Genomic DNA, 17,953 nt, shown 5'->3' on the forward strand with positions numbered 1-17,953 from the left:
GGAACTTGCTTCCTGCTGGTGATCGAACTAAGCTAAATTGTGACAAACCTAAGGCGCAACAGCTGGAACATCTAAGATTTTCAGTACGAAAATCAGCTACTATTGTGAAGTAGTGGCCAAACGCCTTATGCCCCAAACGCTTTATTGTTAATATTGGTCACCATTGAAAATTGAATTTTTTACAATAACATAGTCAACTTTGGTCAGTGCGTGTAGATCTTTGCCACCTGCGTAGGAGATGGCTGATTGTAGATCTTCTTGCATTTTAGTTAGTGTATCATTGATATCGCCCTTATAATTGACCAACATCCGTTTACCTTCAACATTCCGGTGTGCACCTTTCTGGTATTCAGATGCGGAGCCAAAATATTCTTTGTATAATTGACCATCACGTTCGATCGTTTTACCAGGTGATTGTTTGTGGCCGGCAAAAAGTGAGCCGATCATTACCATACTTGCACCAAAGCGAACAGACTTGGCAATATCGCCGTCAGTGCGCACACCACCATCAGCGATGATTGGTTTACTGGCGGCTTTACTGCATAAGCGTAATGCAGCAAGTTGCCAACCGCCGGTACCGAAGCCGGTTTTGATTTTAGTAATGCAGGCTTTTCCGGGGCCGATCCCAACTTTGGTGGCATCGGCGCCAGCATTTTCTAATTCACGTACGCCTTCTGGGGTTCCAACATTGCCAGCAATCACAAAGCTAGCTGGTAACAGACGCTTAATGTGCTGAATCATATCGATTACACGTTGACTGTGGCCGTGGGCAATATCAATAGTAATGTATTCGGGCTGCAGTTGTGCCTGGGCTAATTTTTCAATAAACTTGAATTCTTCTGGTTTGACCCCAACACTGATCGAAGCAAACAAATTGGCCTGCTGCATTTGTTGAATGAACGCAGTTCGTTTTTCCGGTTCAAAACGGTGCATGACATAAAAATAGCCGTTGCTAGCCAAAGATTTAGCTAGGGGTGCATCAATTACCGTTTGCATGTTAGCCGGCACAACGGGTATTTTAAAGGTTCGCGGTCCGAATTTAACCTGCGTATCGCATTGCGAACGACTGTCAACAATACATTTATTTGGGACTAATTGAATATCTTCGTAATCAAAAACTTGCATAAATACGACCCCTTTAATGATTGGTCAGTGATTTTTGAGCTAAACACGAACAATATGGCTGAACAATCGATCAATATTTCGTTCCTTGTATAGATTAGCCGAACCAACATTAAATGTCAATAACAAAAGCGGATAATTTTTAATTTTATAATTGTTATTGTTCGTGTTTATGACAATTATTGGCTAAATAATGGTGAATATTTAAACTTATACTGAATCAGTGTACAATTTAACTAATAACTAAAAATAACGGGAGTATCATAATGAAGAAAATTGAACGTAGTCGCCAATTTTTACAACAGCACTTGGCTTTGTTTCAATGTCCAGTTTGCCATCAGCCTTATCAAGAAGTGCAGATGCAGAGCTTAGTTTGTCCGCTAGGGCATCGTTTGGATTTGAGTAAAAAGGGTACTTTGTATTTTTTACAACGGCAGATCCAAAGTGAATATGACCAGGCCATGCTGGCCAGTCGGCGGCGAATTTTGCAAGCCGGCTTATTTGATGAATTTTTAGCAGTTGTTCAGGCACAACTGCCTGACCAGGCTGTTGGACTTGATGTTGGTTGTGGTGAAGGGACACCATTACATAAATTAGCATCTAAATTGCGGACGGCTATTGGTTTTGATATTTCCAAGGCAGGGGTTAATTTGGCGACACAACAGATCACCAAAGCATTTTTTTGTGTGGCCGATTTGGCGCATTTACCATTTAATGACGCAACCTTTGATGCGATTTTAAATATTTTTTCACCATCTAATTATCGTGAGTTCGCGCGAATCATGCGCCCAGGTGCACGCGTGATCAAAGTCATTCCCAATGCTGATTACTTAGCGGAATTACGGCAGGCCTTGTTTGCCGGTGGTACACGCGCAGTTTATTCAAACGACAAGGTGCTACAGCATTTCAATGTTCAATATCGCCAAATCACTACGCAACGCGTGCGCTATCAATTCGCGATTCCGCCGGAGAACTTTGCCGATCTAGTTTTAATGACGCCGCTTCATTGGCAGGCCAGTGAGGAACAATTACAGCAGTTAATAGCCCAGCCATTTAAAAAGATTACGGTTGATGTCACTGTATTAGTTGGCCAGGATCCTATTCTTGCTGAAGAGGAGTGAACTTGAAGTGGTATTACGGCCTTTATGGACTAGCAATATCTTTTAAAATCGAGAGTACTCTTTTTTAACCCCGCCATTAGTGATACGATGAACATGTTCGAATAGCGGTCATTCTGATTACTATTGAAGTTCATATTGGATGGGAGGTCCATTAGATAATGCAAAATTCATCAGCAAGATGGATTGCCAAAACAGCAGTTTTTTTGGCACTATTAATTGTTTTTCAAGCGGCAACTGCGGCCCTGAACATGACTTTGGTCACTGGCTCGTTGGTTAATTTTACCCTGATTATGGCAGTCATGTTGGCCGGTTTATCAAGCGGCATCACGGTAGCCGCTATTTCGCCAGTACTAGCTTTTATTTTAGGAATCGGGCCCAAATTACTGCCACTGATTCCCTGTATTATGATCGGTAATATTGTATTAGTTCTTGTTTGGCATTTTGTACTGACGACTAAGCGTTTAAATGTCATGCTAAATACGCTTATTGCTTTGGTCGGTGGTGCAGGATTAAAATTTTTAGTTTTATATTTATTGATCGTTAAGTTCTTACTGGGGATGATATTAACTGTGCCACCGGTACAAAATACGTTGATTGCCACAATGTTTACATTACCCCAACTGATCACTGCGTTGATTGGTGGGATCGTCGCGGCCATACTATTACCGGTGCTAACACCACTTAGTCACAAAATCGGTTGGTCGTAATTAGTGGCGACTGTAATTAGACTAAGGTCTAGTTAAGACTAGTGTTAGTCCATTTTGTTAAGGAAATGTAATCTCAAGTAGTTGTAAAAGCGCGAATAAGGTGTTATAGTATTTTCAAGGTATTTTTTCATTAACTTTTATCAGAATAACCTTTAAGTTTTGATAAAAATCAGTGATTAAAACTTCACTAACGTATGACCTCGCCGTTCCCACACCGAGGTTGTACGTTTTCCATTTTTTAAAGCAAGTAGCTTACTTCGAAACGTTAGTAAGCTGCTTGCTTTTTTTTGTAGTTAAGTTGCAATAAACTACCGCTTACTTTATAAAATAGTAAGCAGTCCACCGTGGTTTAATTTCGAAAAATTTGAAGTGGTACCCTTAATTCAAATACTTTAAGGGCAAATTAAAAAAGTTTATCAGTTCCAACAAGACAACTAGCGCTTCAAACTTTGAATGAATACTTTTTAGGCGCATTATTCTTATCTACAGGGTTTGATTTTTATAGTACTTTATTATAATGAGTAATATAGTAGCATAGATTGATCATGTTATTCACTGGTTTAATCGGTGTTGGGAAAAGGATTGCCATCAAAAAATTGGTTCTTACCGTTGCAACACCACCGCAAAAAGCAGTGTAATACAACAAAGCACAACTAGACAGCAATCAAATTAGCGACGGAGTGTGTTTATGATGCCAACCGAAGATGAAAAATTAAATCAGTTAGTTCACCTAGTACGCGACTACTTGGTTGAACAGCATTGTCAAATTATTAGTGCTTCGCCTGACTTATTGGTGGTGCAAATTAATTTTGCTAATATTCCTGCCTACACCAAGATTCGATCAACTTATCGTGATCGGGTAACTTCTTTGACTTTCACGGTTGAATTTTCGTTAACTCATAATGACCTTGATTTCGAGGCAGCGCGCGTGATCCAACAAATCAAGCTTAAGTTATTACCAGATCTAGATGAAGCAGATGATATTCACCATTATATTCGCAGTTCCAGTAGCCCAGTTAAAAAAGTTTCAAGTATGCCCGTCAAGAATCTAAAGATCAACATTATACTGGCAATTTATATCTTCATATTAGCGATCGCGGTGCCAAGTATTGTCATTGCCGCGATAACAATTGGTGGCCAACAATTTAGTCTGCCATTGTTCGCATTAATGGGTGCCGGTGTGATCGGTAGTGCACTATCAGTTGGTGCTCTAATAGCAGCGCGGCGCCGTAGTATGCAAACGGTTGGTCAAATTTTAGCATTAAGCGGTACAGTTATGGTTTCAACTGGTGCAATGATGATTCTTTTTTTCATCCTGGTACCACTACTGATCATTGCCGCTTGGTTTTTATTGCGGCCAAGAAAACGATTTGAGCCGATGACGATCACGACACCCATTGGCAAACAGACCATTCCGAGAAATGGTTACGAATTAGAGAAAAAAGCACTTAAACAGATAACGTCTGGAAACCTGGATAATGTTCAGTTGCCACTCAGCCTTTATTTCAATACTGATTTTATTTTGAAATTGATCCCGCTAGTCGGATTTTCAACAATTGGGGTTTATATTTATATTTGGATCAACACACGAGGTAAGGCCCAACCTGGTAGTACGCAACCTATGTTTCTTTCAATGGCGTTGGTATTAGTTACTTTAGTCATCATTGATCTCATCGTTTGGCTTATTTGGAAACAACTAGCGCGGCCAATCGTTACACTTGATCAAGCCGGGCTTAGTTATAGAAAACAGCAGCACCATTTTTTTGTTCCTTGGCGCGAGATAACCGATTTGACCAATGTAACTGTTCCTAGCGGTCAAACACAGGTGACTTGTCTTTTTGTGTTTGCGTTAAATCCGGAAAACTATTTTGATACTAATTTACATCTGCCGGTGAAAAAAGAGAAGTTCGCCCGTTGGTTACACGGTATTCGGCCGGAATATTTTCAACGGGATTTCACCGGTGTTGTTTTAACGATTCCAATCAATCGACTAGGCATTGATCAACAGCTGCTCTTAGATTTAGTAACAACTATTTGGAAAAGTAAGCAACATGAAGATTGGAATTAGTTAATTTTAATTCCAAATTATTCGTAATGCGTAAGCATATTATGAGTAGTATTTAAAACAGATATGCTAAACTAAATTTGCTGATGCTGGAAAACTGCGGTAAGCAGTTTTTTAAACGAATTAGTGTATTTAAAATTTGTAAAAAATTTGAGGAGGGGAAATGATGGTAACTGAGTTTGATACGATCGTGATCGGTGCTGGTCCTGGTGGCTTAGCAGCTGCTTATGCTTTGGCACAACAGCAGCGCGTTTTAGTGGTTGAAAATGATTTATGGGGCGGTACCTGCCCCAATCGCGGGTGTGATCCTAAAAAGATGCTTTATTCTGCTGTTGAAACACGTGATCAGGCCAGTCATTTACAGCACGATGGTCTATCCGGTATTCCTGAAATCAATTGGCCGGAGTTAATGGCGTTTAAAAATGCCTATACTAACAAGGTGCCTGCAGGTACTTTAGCCGGTTTAAAGGCCGCTAATATTACGACTGTTCATGGACAGCCACGTTTTATTGGCGCTGATCAAATTTCGGTTGCCGCCACGACTTATCGCGCAGCGAATTTTATTATTGCTACGGGACAAACTCCGGTGATTCCACAAATTGAAGGTCAGCAATATTTGCAGACTAGTACCGATTTTTTGGCGTTACCTAAATTACCTGCGCGAATCGCTTTTATCGGTGCCGGCTATGTCGCCTTAGAACTGGCCAATATTGCGGCTAGTGCCGGAGCCGAAGTACACATATTGCAGCATAATCAACGGCTGTTACGTGATTTTCCTGAGACCGATACGCGATTATTAGCGACCGCGTTAACGGCACAAGGGGTGACGTTCCACTGGGATACTGAGCTTAGAGCTGTGACTGAAAATGCTACTGGTTACAGTTTAACTACTAACACTAGTCTGCAATTAACGGTTGATGCGGTTTTTGCAGCTAGTGGTCGTCAAGCACAATTAGCTGGATTAAATTTAGCGGCTGCAGGAGTTGAGGCCACGGCTAAGGGAGTAACGGTCAATGATCATTTGCAAACGACTAATACCCGAATTTATGCAGTTGGTGATGTTGTTGCCAAAGCGCAGCCTAAATTAACGCCAGTAGCTAGCCTTGAGGGGCGCTATGTTGCACAAGTGCTTCTTGGTAAACGAGAAGCACTCACATACCCGCTTATACCACAAGTGGTTTATGCCAGTCCCCAGATTGCACAGGTTGGGGTTAAACTGGTAACCGCACAACAGGCACCTACGCAATACGAAATTCGTGAACAAGACGTGACGCAGTGGTATACTTTTAATCGGATTAAGGAGCCAACAGCACGGGTCACGACCATTTTTGAACAGGCGACACATCGTTTGGTCGGTGCGATTGTGTATAGTAGTATTGCTGAAGAAGTGATCAATTACTTAACAATTTTGATGACCCAGCACGTGACTAAGGCCCAACTAAGTCAGCAAATTACGGCTTACCCAACGCCAGCAAGTGATTTGGCTTATTATCTGTGAGCAGATCGAACAATAGATTAAATTGTTAGCATTAAGTTGTCTAAATTGAAGCTCGTAACTTTCACGTTTGTGAAGCAGTTGCGAGTTTTTTATATTAGCACGACGGATTTAGCTGAAACGCTAAGGTAATGCGCAAAGGAGGTACTTTTTTGGCTGATTTTTGGCATACATTGGTGACCCAACGCGGCGATTTGTTGACAGCGTTAGGTCAGCATTTAATTTTATCAGTAGTTTCATTATTAATTGCGCTTATGATCGCAATTCCATTAGCAATTTGGGTGATCCCTAAACCGAAAACCGCTAATGTTTTTCTTCAGATCGCTGGTGTTTTACAAACGATTCCATCACTAGCTTTGTTGGGAATGTTGATTCCGTTGGTTGGGATCGGTAGTGTGCCGGCAGTTATTTCGTTGGTCGTTTACGCACTTTTGCCGATTTTTCAAAATACTTACACAGGTTTAACGGAAATTGATCCCTCGCTTGAAGAAGCGGCCACTGCTTTTGGGATGACCCGCTGGGAAAAGTTACATAAGGTAGAACTTCCACTAGCCTGGCCGATGATTTTATCTGGTGTACGTACCGCGTTGGTGATGATCATCGGGACGGCTACCTTGGCTGCCTTGATCGGTGCTGGTGGTTTGGGAACGTTTATTTTATTGGGGATTAATCGTAATAATAATACGATGACATTGATTGGCGCATTGGCCTCAGCATTATTGGCCATTATCTTAAGTTTTGCCTTGCGAGAAATCAAGCAAATTCGTCTGAAGCCGTTGCTGATCACCGTGGCGATTGCAGTATTAGGTGGTGGTGGCTTTGGTATTTATAAGTTAGTACAGCCGCAACCGGTATCAATCACGATTGCTGGTAAATTAGGCTCTGAGCCAGAAATTCTGATCAATATGTACCGTGATCTGATCGAAGCTGACAATCCTAATGTTAAGGTGACACTGAAACCTAATTTTGGTCAAACTTCATTTTTATTTAGTGCACTTAAGTCAAAGCAGATCACTTTGTACCCTGAATTTACTGGAACGGTGCTAGAAAGCCTGGTGGATAAACCAAAGCAACAAGCAACTAGTGCTAATGGTATTTATCGACAAGCGAAAAAAGCACTACAGCAGCAAGATCAATTAAGCTTATTACCACCGTTAAAATATAATAATACCTATGCATTAGTAGTTACACGGGCCTTTGCAGAAAAATATCACGTTCGGAGTATTAGTGATCTGGCTAAGGTTAGTAATCAGATCAATGCAGGTTTTGATCTAGAATTCCTTGATCGTACCGATGGCTATAAGGGAATTCAAAAACGGTATGGGTTAAACTTTAAAACGCAATCAATGTCGGCTGATCTGCGTTATGAAGCGCTACATGAAGGTAAAGTCAACGTGACTGATGGGTATTCAACTGATTCACAAATTCGCCAGTATGATCTAGTTGTTTTAAAGGACGATCGGCATCTGTTCCCAACTTATCAGGGAGCTCCGTTAATGCGCACGACAACCGCTAAGGCTCATCCAGAGATTGTACGCAGTTTAAAACGCCTGCAAAATAAAATTTCTGCCGCAGATATGCAGGAAATGAATTATCAAGTCAATGTGCAGAAAAAATCGGCCGCTAAAGTCGCGCATCATTATTTAGTGGCCCATCATTTACTGGGAGGTGAGCGCTAATGAGTACGGAGCCATGCATAGAATTCCGCCAAGTTAGTAAACAGTTTGGCACTGATTATGCAGTTAAGAAGTTGAATTTAACCATTAATTCAGGTGAGTTATTCGTTTTAGTGGGCGCCTCTGGTAGCGGGAAAACCACTACACTGAAAATGATCAATCGATTGGAAGATGCCTCGGCTGGTGATATCCTTTACCAGGGGCAATCGTTAGCAACGTTGCCGTTACGAACATTGCGCTTACAAATGGGGTATGTTCTACAACAAATTGCATTATTTCCCAATATGACTGTGGCGGAGAATATTAGCTTGATTCCAGAAATGAAAAAAATGACCCCAGCTGTGATCACACAGCGGGTCAGTGACCTGCTAAATGAAGTTGGGTTAGATCCAGCCGTCTACCAACAGCGCATGCCCAGTGATTTATCGGGTGGTGAACAGCAGCGTGTGGGGATCATTCGGGCCTTTGCCGCTCAACCACAAGTGGTTTTAATGGATGAGCCTTTTAGTGCGCTAGATCCTATTTCACGAGAGCAACTACAGAAGTTAACGTTGCGGATTCATCAGCGGTTAAAGAGTACGATTGTTTTCGTGACCCACGATATGAATGAGGCGTTGCAGTTAGGTGATCGGATTGGGGTCATGCAAGGTGGACATTTGGTCCAAGTGGGCACTCCTGATGAAATTGCTCAGCAGCCGGCTAATAATTTTGTTAGTAAGATGTTTGCCTCGGCACAAACTAATGATATTTATGGTGTTTATTTAAACCGACTGAAGGTGCTGGGGTATCTTGAGCCGCTTGCGTCAGTCGATCAGCAGTTGCCAGTTTTTGACAGTAACCAAACAATTAGTGAAGCATTACCGGCGTTACAAGAAAATGGTGCGATTCAGGTCAATGATGAAATGACTTTGGCCGGGAAATTAACCAGTAAGCAGTTATTGAGGTTTATGGTCAAATTTAAAAAGTAAGGCAGCTTGACGGTAAAAAGTGAGCATGTGAAATAAAGGAACTCATAATAACGGATCAGTGCCATCGTTATAAAGTTCTTAATAGTATTTTCTCGTTACAGCGCGCTCGTTGGTGGGATCGAAAAATTTGATTATTCTGATGCCAAAAAATACCTTAAGGATGCATTCGGCTACTTTGTTTGCAAGTACAATAAAATAACCTGAGCTTAGTTTCACTAAGGGTGAAGCTAGAAAGCGAGCATAATCTCTAAACTAAAAAGGCTGCGCCATTAAGTAATTAATGACGTAACCTTTTTAGTTTAGGGTAATAAATTAAAATGACGTAAACCTTGAACAATACCGCCTTCAGTATTTTTAGCGGTAATGTATTCTGCCCGGTCTTTAACCGCGGTAATACCATTACCCATTGCGATTGGGTGATCCACTGTTTCTAACATCGGAATATCATTAACACCATCACCGAAAGCATAAGTTGGTACGTCAGTGAGGCCCATTTTTTTAATCAGCGTATTAATACCAAATTGTTTCGATTCACCTTTGAGGACAGTATCTAAGGAATAAGGTGTATTGCGGTAAAAAGTTAGTTGATCGCCGTAAGGGTAAATATAACGTTTATCGTTGTCGACTGTGATCACCAGTAACATTTGCACAGGATTGGTTTTATAGAAATTAGGATCGACCGGCGGATAGGGCGTGCTCACGTAGTCATACTGTGCTTTAACCAAATCGTTTAACCGAGAAATGCGAAAATCAGTACCGTTATAGTAGGCCAGCGCGTCGCCGTGGGATTCTGTAACGGCCAACATTTTGGCAATTGTGGCTTTAGCAATGGCCCCTTCATAAATGGGCCGACCATTGTAAACGACCAAGCCCCCGTTTAGAGCTACATAGGTGTTAATACCGGCCTGTTCGAAGATCGTTGGAATCTCACCAGGGGAACGTCCAGTAGAAATAATAGGTAAAATATTTTGTTCACGCAAACTGTGGACAGCAGCACGAACATCTGCATCAAGTTGTGACTGTGGATTCATTAAAGTACCATCTAAGTCAAAAAAAACTAACGCACGATAGGTCATTTTTTCACTCCCATTCAAGATTAAGTGCTCCTGTAGTTAAAAATTAAGTGTCAATGCTTAGTGTAGCAAAAAAAATTCCGAAAATACAGTTCAGCTGGATGATCTAAAATGTGAATAGTTAATGAACTTGCAACAACTTTTTTGGCAAAGGTCCACAAGTAATGTGAGGTATTGTATAATAAAGTCAATATTGACTAGATTTTAAAGATGGACGCTGACAGGCTTTGGTCAGCTAATTTAGAATTATATTAATAAAATGCCTTAGTTGCGTATAAAGATTGTTGTAAATTAAATAAGTGACTTGATAATAAACGGAGGAATTAACCTATGCGATTATTGATGATCGAAGATAATAAATCTGTCTCCGAAATGATGAATATGTTTTTTACTAAAGAAGAATGGCAAGTTAGTTTTGCTTACGATGGCAAGGAAGCATTGGAAATGTTTAATGCTGCGCCGGCTAGTTGGGATATTATTACCCTGGATTTAAATTTACCAGGTATGGATGGCATGCAAGTTGCGAAAGAAATTCGTGCGGTTTCCGAAAGCGTGCCGTTGATCATGCTGACTGCCCGTGATTCCGAAAGTGATCAGGTGTTGGGGTTGGAAATTGGTGCCGATGATTACGTGACTAAACCCTTTAGTCCGATGACATTGATCGCGCGCATCAAAGCATTACATCGGCGTGCCGAATTAGGCGACGGTAATGCCGAAGCTGATGAGGATAGCGCCGAAACTGACTTCGATGTGGTTACTGATCACTTTAAGTTAAATACCAAAACTCGGGAGGCCTACCTGGCAGATAAACCAATTGTTGGTTTAACGCCTAAAGAATTCGATTTGTTATACACATTGGCCAAAAAGCCTAAGCAAGTTTTCTCCCGGGAGCAACTGTTGGAGTTGGTTTGGGATTATCAATATTATGGTGATGAACGAACTGTGGATGCGCATATCAAAAAATTACGGCAAAAGATCGAGAAAGTTGGCCCACAAATTATTCAGACTGTTTGGGGGGTTGGCTATAAATTTGATGACTCCGATGTGACGGCGCAATGAAACTGATTTATCAGCAAATGTTGGCTTTTTTTGCCGTGATCATGACTACGCTGTTGGTTGTAGGGCTATTTTTCATTCAATTTACCGATAAAATGGTTTACGAAAACACGTGGGATCAACTGGAAGGTTATGCTGATAGTTTGATGCAGCAGGCAATGACGGTGGATAAAACGACCAATACGTTTAATGGCTTTCAAGTCAGTATGTTAAGTAATAGTGAAGCAGTATTGTCACACCAGAAGGTTCATTTTGCGATTTTTAATGATAAAAATAAAATGATTTATCCGATTGCTGAGCGCAATAACGGGCCAGCATTGGCGCGTACTTTGAAAAAAGCGGATTGGCGTAAATTAAAACAGGGTAAGCGAATTTACCGTAAGTCAGATCACGGAACTAATGTGTTAAATAATCAACAGGAAATGACTGATGTATTGGTACCGTATTTCTATGGCGGTGAATTGAAGGCCGTGATTTCTGTAGGTTCACTGGTGTCCAATGTGCACGCTAATATCACTAAAATTGAGCATAATTTATTTATGGCGTTACTGATTTCTAGTGTGGCGGCTGTGGTGCTTAGTTTCTTATTGGCAAAGTATCAAATTTTTCGAATCAATCGACTACGGGGAGCGGCTCATAAAGTTGCGAAAGGCGATTTTGATGTTCAACTCGAGGCAAAACATCGGGATGAGTTGGATGATTTGGCGATCGATTTTAATCAAATGACCACTTCTTTGCGTGAATCACAGGATGAGATCAAACGTCAAGAAGAACGGCGCCGGCAATTTATGGCGGATGCTGCTCATGAAATGCGTACGCCGTTGACCACGATCAATGGCCTGTTGGAAGGCTTACAGTATAATGCTATTCCTGAAGACATGCGGGGTAAGAGTATTGCTTTGATGCAAAACGAGACCAAGCGGTTGATCCGTATTGTCAACGAAAATTTAGATTATGAAAAGATCCGTACCAATCAAATTAGTTTATCTAAACGTAATTTCAATGGGACAGAGGCTTTGCAAAACATTGTGCTGCAGTTGACTAAGAAAGCTCACGATGCCGGCGACAAATTGCTGCTGACCCCAGGAGCTACTGTGCAGGTATATGCTGATTATGATCGCTTTGTTCAAGTGATGTTTAATGTGATCCAAAACGCAATTCAATTTACCCAACAAGGAACAATCACGATCACTGCCAAACATGGCTATCATGAGACGGTATTTACGGTTCAAGATACTGGGATCGGGATGTCTGCCGACCAAGTTAAAAATATTTGGGAACGGTATTATAAGGCAGATCCATCGCGAAAGAATACTAAATACGGTGAATCAGGCCTTGGCCTTGCAATTGTTCATCAACTGGTTCATTTGCATGGTGGGGAGATCAAAGTCGCCAGTAAAGAAAAGGTGGGGACGACGTTTACCATTAGTTTCCCTGATGAAGTTGCTAGTCAAGAAACACCAAAAGAAAAAGGTTAACCGCGGTGGTTAACCTTTTTTGCTGTCCAATTCATTGGTAAAGGGAATCGTGTGCAAGCTTTGTTCATGTTCGCTATTTAGCAGTTCTTGATTAGCAGTGAGAAAAATCAGCGTGATGTGACTAGTTTCAACTAACTGGTTTAGTTTGATCAAGGCCGCACGCATTTCCGCAGGTAAGTAATCATCCAAAGTAGCATCGATCAAAATAATATCTTTACCCGCAAAAACATTACGGTAGAGCTGGACATAGAAGCGTTCGCTGCTAGTTAGTTCACTGGCATCCTTAGCAAAAAAATCATGTTTAGAGCCTTGTTGCCATTGCTGCTTTTTCTTAGCACTGCCACTACGATTCAGCATGATATTTTCGCGTACACTTAAATAAGGTAGCAAGACATCATTTTTTGCAGACACAATACCTAGACGTTTGTTTAAATGATGCTGCATAAATAGTTTATGGTAGTGTTTAATAACCTGTTGTCGTCGTACTACTTGCGGCAAATAAAGGAAATATAGTTTTGCAGGCGCAAACACAGCCTGCCATTTGGCTAAAAAGTTTGTTTGATTTTTAGTTGGATAGAAAGAGAACATAATTTGCTCCTTTACTAGGTTGCCGCGTGAATTAAGTGCGTAACGCCTTTCGACCGATGCCCCAGTTATAAATTGAGGCACTGAGGTAACTGACTAAGAAGACTAAGGCACTGCCTTGCCAAAGTAGAACCCAGAGAAAACGATCGTAATCAGCAAGACTGCTACTGCTACGAATACCCTGATCAAATAATAATAAATGACCATTAAAGGTTGTAAATTGATGCTGAAAAAGTTGATTAAATTCACGCCATGCCTGGCCTGAATTGCTTTGCAATAATGTTTTTAAATTTGCAGGTAAGCTTTGTGTAAACCAATATTGATTAAGCTGGACCATGCCGTTGAGGTATAAGGTCTGGACACATAAAAGGACGATCACCACAACAAAGCTAGTGATCACGAATAGAAATAAGTTTTCTAAAGCAAATTGAAAACTGATATCTGCTGTGTTTTTTCCAGCTAATTGATAAATAGAAAATTCATGCTTGCGTTGAATCAAGCTGATAATACTGAGTAATAAAATTAAAAGGGCAAATCCCCAAAATAGATAGTTATAAATATTTCCCGTATCGCTGACGATTGCCTGGCGAATGTGCAGTAATTGCCGCAAAATTGACCAGCGTGTTGCATTATTTGAACGTTGATCGATAATCGCGATGCGTTGTTCAAATAAGCCTAGCGCCTGGTTCTGAAGCGCTTGGACAATCAATGTTGATAAACCACCGACGAGAAATATGGTTGCCAGTACACCAAAAAGCAGGCTATAACGCCAATGGTAGCGCAGACTTGCAAACACCCGCTGAATCACCCGCATAAACTCACCTCATTACCAGTCAATTATAAAAAAATATTTTGAAAAAAGTGTGAAGTTCCCGGTTTAAAATCGCGAATTCAGTGCTTTAACCTTCAATTAATGGGTAGAAAACAATTAAGATCATACTGGTCACTAACTTAACGATTGATCTGCGGCAAAGGGTGGGGGCTAAAGTGACCTAATTACTTGATCGAAAATGATAATTAATACGCAAAAGTACCGTTAAAGTGGATGTTTTCCTACTTTAACGGTACTTTTATTTAACCAGCCCAATTAATGGCCACCACCGGGATAGAATTAATTTATTTGGACAGGCAGTAGCATATCAACCGCAAACTTTAAAGCAGTTATTTGCTAAACTCACTGGAAGAACTGCTGAATGAGTGCGATGATTCGTCACTACTGGCGGCAGAGCCGCTAGAGAGTTCTGGTGCATCCGTTTTATAGAGGTCACTAGTTGTTTTGTCACCTTTTTTCGAATAGAGGCTAGTCGATAATTTACCTAACTTTGCACCGTTGAGTTTGAGCCGTGCAAAATCGTTTTTATAATTGTAATTTTCTGGGTCAACTGGTTTGAAACCGGCGGGAGTGTAAAAACGCAATAGGTTTTTATTGTTGACCGCGTCAGAGAGCTGTAATTCATTTTGGACCTTAGTTTGTTGTCGCTTGACTTCGGCTTTTAAAGCCGCACTAGGATGAGTGATTTCATCGCCATTATTATTGTAGATCGTACCGTCAATCACCGTATGTGTTGGCGTTACAAAGTTGGTATTACGGAAAGCAACGACTTGATCATGATCAGCAGAAAATAGATCAGTACCAAACTGTACGTACCCGCGATTATCAATGCCTAACAGATGTTCGATCGTTGGCAAAACATCGATTTCACCACCATATTGCTTTTGGATCCCCCCGTTGTGCTGACCCGGAATATGGATCATTAACGGCACACGCTGCAATTGTGCATTATCGTAATCGTTCCAAGTATCGGCCGACTTACCCAATAATTCAGCCAAACTAAGATTATCGCTATTGGATAATCCGTAGTGATCCCCGTACAGCACGATCATTGAATTATCATACAGGCCGCTTTCCTTTAGATAAGTGAAGAATTCCTTTAACGCTTGATCCAAATAGTGGGCAGTGGCAAAGTAATTATTGACGGCCTTATCATCAGTTGTGGGTAGCGGGAAATTAGTATCTTCAGCATCTAAAGGAAACGGGAAATGGTTAGTAACGGTAATGAATTTAGCATAAAATGGCTGTTGCAACTGTTCCAGGTATTTAACTGAATCATGGAACAGTAATTTATCCTTCAAGCCGTATTGCTCGGAACGATCACCTGATGTATTAAAATAAGAAGCATCAAAGAAATTCTGATAACCCATATTTTTATAAACATTATCTCGATTCCAGAAGGAACCTACGTTACCGTGGAATACCGCCGAGCTATAGCCAGCTTTTTGTTGTAGAATTGCTGGTGCGGCCTGGAATGTATTATCAGAGCCTAAGGCAGTAAAAACAGAACCTTGCGGTAGTCCGTAAACACTGGTTTCCAGCATGTTTTCAGCATCACTGGTTTTACCTTGGCCAACTTGATGAAAGAAATTACTGAAGGCAAAGGTTTGGTTATCATGGTAAAGGCTATTTAAAAAAGGCGTGACCTCCTGACCATCGACTTTGTAATCGATCAGAAACTGTTGGAAGCTTTCTAAATGAATAATGATCACATTTCGTCCCTTGGCAATGCCATACATTTTGGCATTAGGCGCGGCATAATGTTGTTTGATAAAGGCTAACACATTGGTGAGGTCAGAACCATTGGCTGTTGCGCGCGTTTGATTATTTTGTGCGGTTTGAACGGCATCGTACACAGTATAAGCGTCTAAACCTAAGTATTTAACAATGTAATTACGGTCGAAAGTACGGGTCAGTAATTGTGGTCGATTGGCTTCACCTAAAGTCAAATTAACTGAAAATAATAAAACTGCAACCGAAGTGATCGCAAAAGGTAAGCGCCGGGGAACCGAGCGTGTGTCTATTTTGATCAAATGGGCGAGTAATAAAATAACTAGGATGATCAGATCCAACCAGTAAAGCACATCGTAAGGCCGGGCCAACGCCAAAGAACTACCGCTTAGGCCTTCTGATACCTTGGAATAGCCTAAAATCGTATTGATCGTCATGAAATCTGTGAATTGCCGATAGTAGATCACATTAAAGTAAAGTAGGGCAGTATTAGCCGTCGTTAAAATCATTAGCCCAAAATAACGTAAACGTGGCCGCTGAATATATAAAGCTAAACCCAAAGTTAGCAAGGTCGTTGCTAATGGATTTAGCCATAAAATAAAGTGTTGAAAAATGCCGCTGACGCCTAAGGAGAAATCAACGTAGTAGGCGAACATTGTTTTTAACCAGAAAAGTCCAACTAATAAAATAAAAAAGCCAGTTCGGTGGTTAATAAACGTAGTAAATTTTTTAAATGAACGTTTCACGGGAATTTAAACTCCTTCAAGTAACCGATTGATCTTTTAGTTTTGGTCGTAAAATCAAGTCTCAAGATATTGTACGCGTAATCGAAATCAATTGTCAAACCACCTAAGGACTGGAGTGCCACCTAGTTTAAGCCAAGCAGAAGCGCTAACAAAATAAGTGGTGGGCTAGCGGTATTTTAGGCGGTATTGAACGACAATATAAGTTCTGTTTAAGTTTTCTAAAATTCGGGTTGCAAATTCGTTTTACCTGTTATTTTTTGCTAAAATAAAACCAGCAATCTATTGGAAGAAAAGAGGCGGAGTCATGATTTTTCTGGGGCCACTTTATCGGCTAGTGGCCGGGCAATATGCAGATCAAATCAATCATTTTCCACTGATTCGGCTGATTTTTTATAGTTTAGATAAAACGTTACTGTATTTTTTGATTTTTCTGGCTTTGCGCTTGTTCTATTTATGGCGTCGACAGCGTTTGGTTTGGCAACTAGCTTTTTGGCGGCGGGAGCTTTATTTATGGTTAGTGGTGATTTACTTATCTTTGTTATTTTCATTAACTGCTTTACGTGGCATTTATTGGCCCAATCAGTTCTGGGCTCATTTACAATTAAGTCATGAGGCCATCAATACAACACCATTTGTCGAAACTTGGAAATTAGTTCGCGGTACGTCAAAATTTGATTTCCTATATAACCTCTTTGGTAATATTTTATGGTTCATCCCGTTAGGTTTCAGTTATGGCGTTCGTTTGCGGGATAATCGGCGTTGGTTGCCAGTACAATTCTTACAGGTTTATCTATTAGGCGTGGGGGTCTCGTTGTCGATTGAGACTTTACAGTACCTACTATCCACAGGAATTGCCGATATTGATGATGTGACTTTTAATGTATTAGGTGGTTTGGTCGGTTTTTTACTTTATTTACTTTGGCGGGGCATCCGTTATTGTTGGTATAAACTAAATGGAAACCCATAGAAGTCTGCGGGGATACTTCGCAGACTTTTTTTGTCCATACCAATTTTATACGGCGATAATAATCAGACTGAACAAAAATCAAGGCAGTGTGATGAACGTCCTGTTTACCTTATTTGCTATTACAGTATGCTCACTTAGTTACATTTTTAATTTTTCTTTTAACCGTGTTATGAGCAACCAAGCTTTTTAACTATAATTAGTCTATACCATTAAATCATTAACTTTTTAAAAGGGTAGATTGTAAAATTTAAGTTGAACATATTAGTGGACAGAAAAACCCGTAAAGGTCTTTAATGGTGTCACCACAACATTCCACTAGAAAGAAGGACCT

Annotated in this window: 14 protein-coding genes; 9 read left to right on the plus strand and 5 right to left on the minus strand. The window is 40.7% G+C overall.

What is annotated here, in order from left to right:
* Positions 1 to 147 precede the first annotated feature (147 nt).
* Complete coding sequence (gene guaC / locus FFM78_RS12065) at positions 148 to 1,125, minus strand: GMP reductase (protein ID WP_137638650.1); 978 nt, start codon at positions 1,123 to 1,125, stop codon at positions 148 to 150.
* Between the two features lie 263 nt (positions 1,126 to 1,388).
* On the opposite strand from guaC, the gene FFM78_RS12070 reads away from it, so the two are divergent.
* The 6 genes from FFM78_RS12070 (at position 1,389) to FFM78_RS12095 (ending at position 9,154) form a co-directional block, all read left to right on the plus strand.
* On the plus strand, positions 1,389 to 2,243 hold the full coding sequence (locus FFM78_RS12070) for a methyltransferase domain-containing protein (protein ID WP_137638651.1): 855 nt from the start codon (positions 1,389 to 1,391) through the stop codon (positions 2,241 to 2,243).
* 158 nt (positions 2,244 to 2,401) lie between these two features.
* The gene (locus FFM78_RS12075; protein ID WP_137638652.1) at positions 2,402 to 2,950 is read left to right on the plus strand and encodes an ECF transporter S component; all 549 of its coding nucleotides are present in this window, start codon (positions 2,402 to 2,404) and stop codon (positions 2,948 to 2,950) included.
* Positions 2,951 to 3,638: 688 nt separating this feature from the next.
* Entirely contained in the window at positions 3,639 to 5,018 is a 1,380-nt protein-coding gene (locus tag FFM78_RS12080) for a hypothetical protein (RefSeq protein ID WP_137638653.1), read from the plus strand.
* Positions 5,019 to 5,181: 163 nt separating this feature from the next.
* Positions 5,182 to 6,513, plus strand: coding sequence for a dihydrolipoyl dehydrogenase family protein (locus FFM78_RS12085; protein ID WP_137638654.1), 1,332 nt, complete (start codon positions 5,182 to 5,184; stop codon positions 6,511 to 6,513).
* A gap of 149 nt (positions 6,514 to 6,662) precedes the next feature.
* Positions 6,663 to 8,189, plus strand: a complete 1,527-nt coding sequence (locus FFM78_RS12090; RefSeq protein WP_137638655.1) for an ABC transporter permease/substrate-binding protein — start codon at positions 6,663 to 6,665, stop codon at positions 8,187 to 8,189.
* Positions 8,189 to 9,154 carry an ABC transporter ATP-binding protein gene (locus tag FFM78_RS12095; protein ID WP_137638656.1) on the plus strand — a complete coding sequence of 322 codons (966 nt, stop codon included), beginning with the start codon at positions 8,189 to 8,191 and terminating at the stop codon, positions 9,152 to 9,154. Before FFM78_RS12090 ends, FFM78_RS12095 begins: the two co-directional genes overlap by 1 nt.
* A 299-nt stretch (positions 9,155 to 9,453) precedes the next feature.
* On the opposite strand, the gene FFM78_RS12100 is transcribed toward FFM78_RS12095, so the two are convergent.
* Positions 9,454 to 10,230 (minus strand): Cof-type HAD-IIB family hydrolase, encoded by a 777-nt coding sequence (locus FFM78_RS12100; protein WP_137638657.1) that lies wholly within the window; start codon positions 10,228 to 10,230, stop codon positions 9,454 to 9,456.
* 327 nt (positions 10,231 to 10,557) lie between these two features.
* On the opposite strand from FFM78_RS12100, the gene FFM78_RS12105 reads away from it, so the two are divergent.
* Together FFM78_RS12105 and FFM78_RS12110 are read left to right on the plus strand one after the other, a co-directional pair.
* A complete protein-coding gene (locus FFM78_RS12105) occupies positions 10,558 to 11,286 on the plus strand; it encodes a winged helix-turn-helix domain-containing protein (protein WP_137638658.1) in 729 nt (242 codons plus the stop codon).
* Positions 11,283 to 12,761 (plus strand): ATP-binding protein, encoded by a 1,479-nt coding sequence (locus FFM78_RS12110; protein WP_137638659.1) that lies wholly within the window; start codon positions 11,283 to 11,285, stop codon positions 12,759 to 12,761. Before FFM78_RS12105 ends, FFM78_RS12110 begins: the two co-directional genes overlap by 4 nt.
* Before the next feature lie 9 nt (positions 12,762 to 12,770).
* Here the strand turns inward: FFM78_RS12110 and FFM78_RS12115 are convergent, their stop codons facing one another.
* From FFM78_RS12115 to FFM78_RS12125, 3 genes are all read right to left on the minus strand, one after another.
* Complete coding sequence (locus tag FFM78_RS12115; protein ID WP_137638660.1) at positions 12,771 to 13,349, minus strand: ABC transporter; 579 nt, start codon at positions 13,347 to 13,349, stop codon at positions 12,771 to 12,773.
* Between the two features lie 31 nt (positions 13,350 to 13,380).
* Positions 13,381 to 14,160 carry an FtsX-like permease family protein gene (locus FFM78_RS12120; RefSeq protein WP_137638661.1) on the minus strand — a complete coding sequence of 260 codons (780 nt, stop codon included), beginning with the start codon at positions 14,158 to 14,160 and terminating at the stop codon, positions 13,381 to 13,383.
* Positions 14,161 to 14,507: 347 nt separating this feature from the next.
* The gene (locus FFM78_RS12125; protein WP_137638662.1) at positions 14,508 to 16,655 is read right to left on the minus strand and encodes an LTA synthase family protein; all 2,148 of its coding nucleotides are present in this window, start codon (positions 16,653 to 16,655) and stop codon (positions 14,508 to 14,510) included.
* A 304-nt stretch (positions 16,656 to 16,959) separates the two neighbouring features.
* Between FFM78_RS12125 and FFM78_RS12130 the strand changes: the two genes are divergently transcribed.
* Positions 16,960 to 17,622: a VanZ family protein gene (locus tag FFM78_RS12130; protein WP_137638663.1), complete on the plus strand. Its 663-nt coding sequence runs from the start codon at positions 16,960 to 16,962 to the stop codon at positions 17,620 to 17,622.
* Positions 17,623 to 17,953: the final 331 nt, after the last annotated feature.

This window comes from Loigolactobacillus binensis (assembly GCF_005405165.1).
GTDB classification, from domain to species: domain Bacteria; phylum Bacillota; class Bacilli; order Lactobacillales; family Lactobacillaceae; genus Loigolactobacillus; species Loigolactobacillus binensis.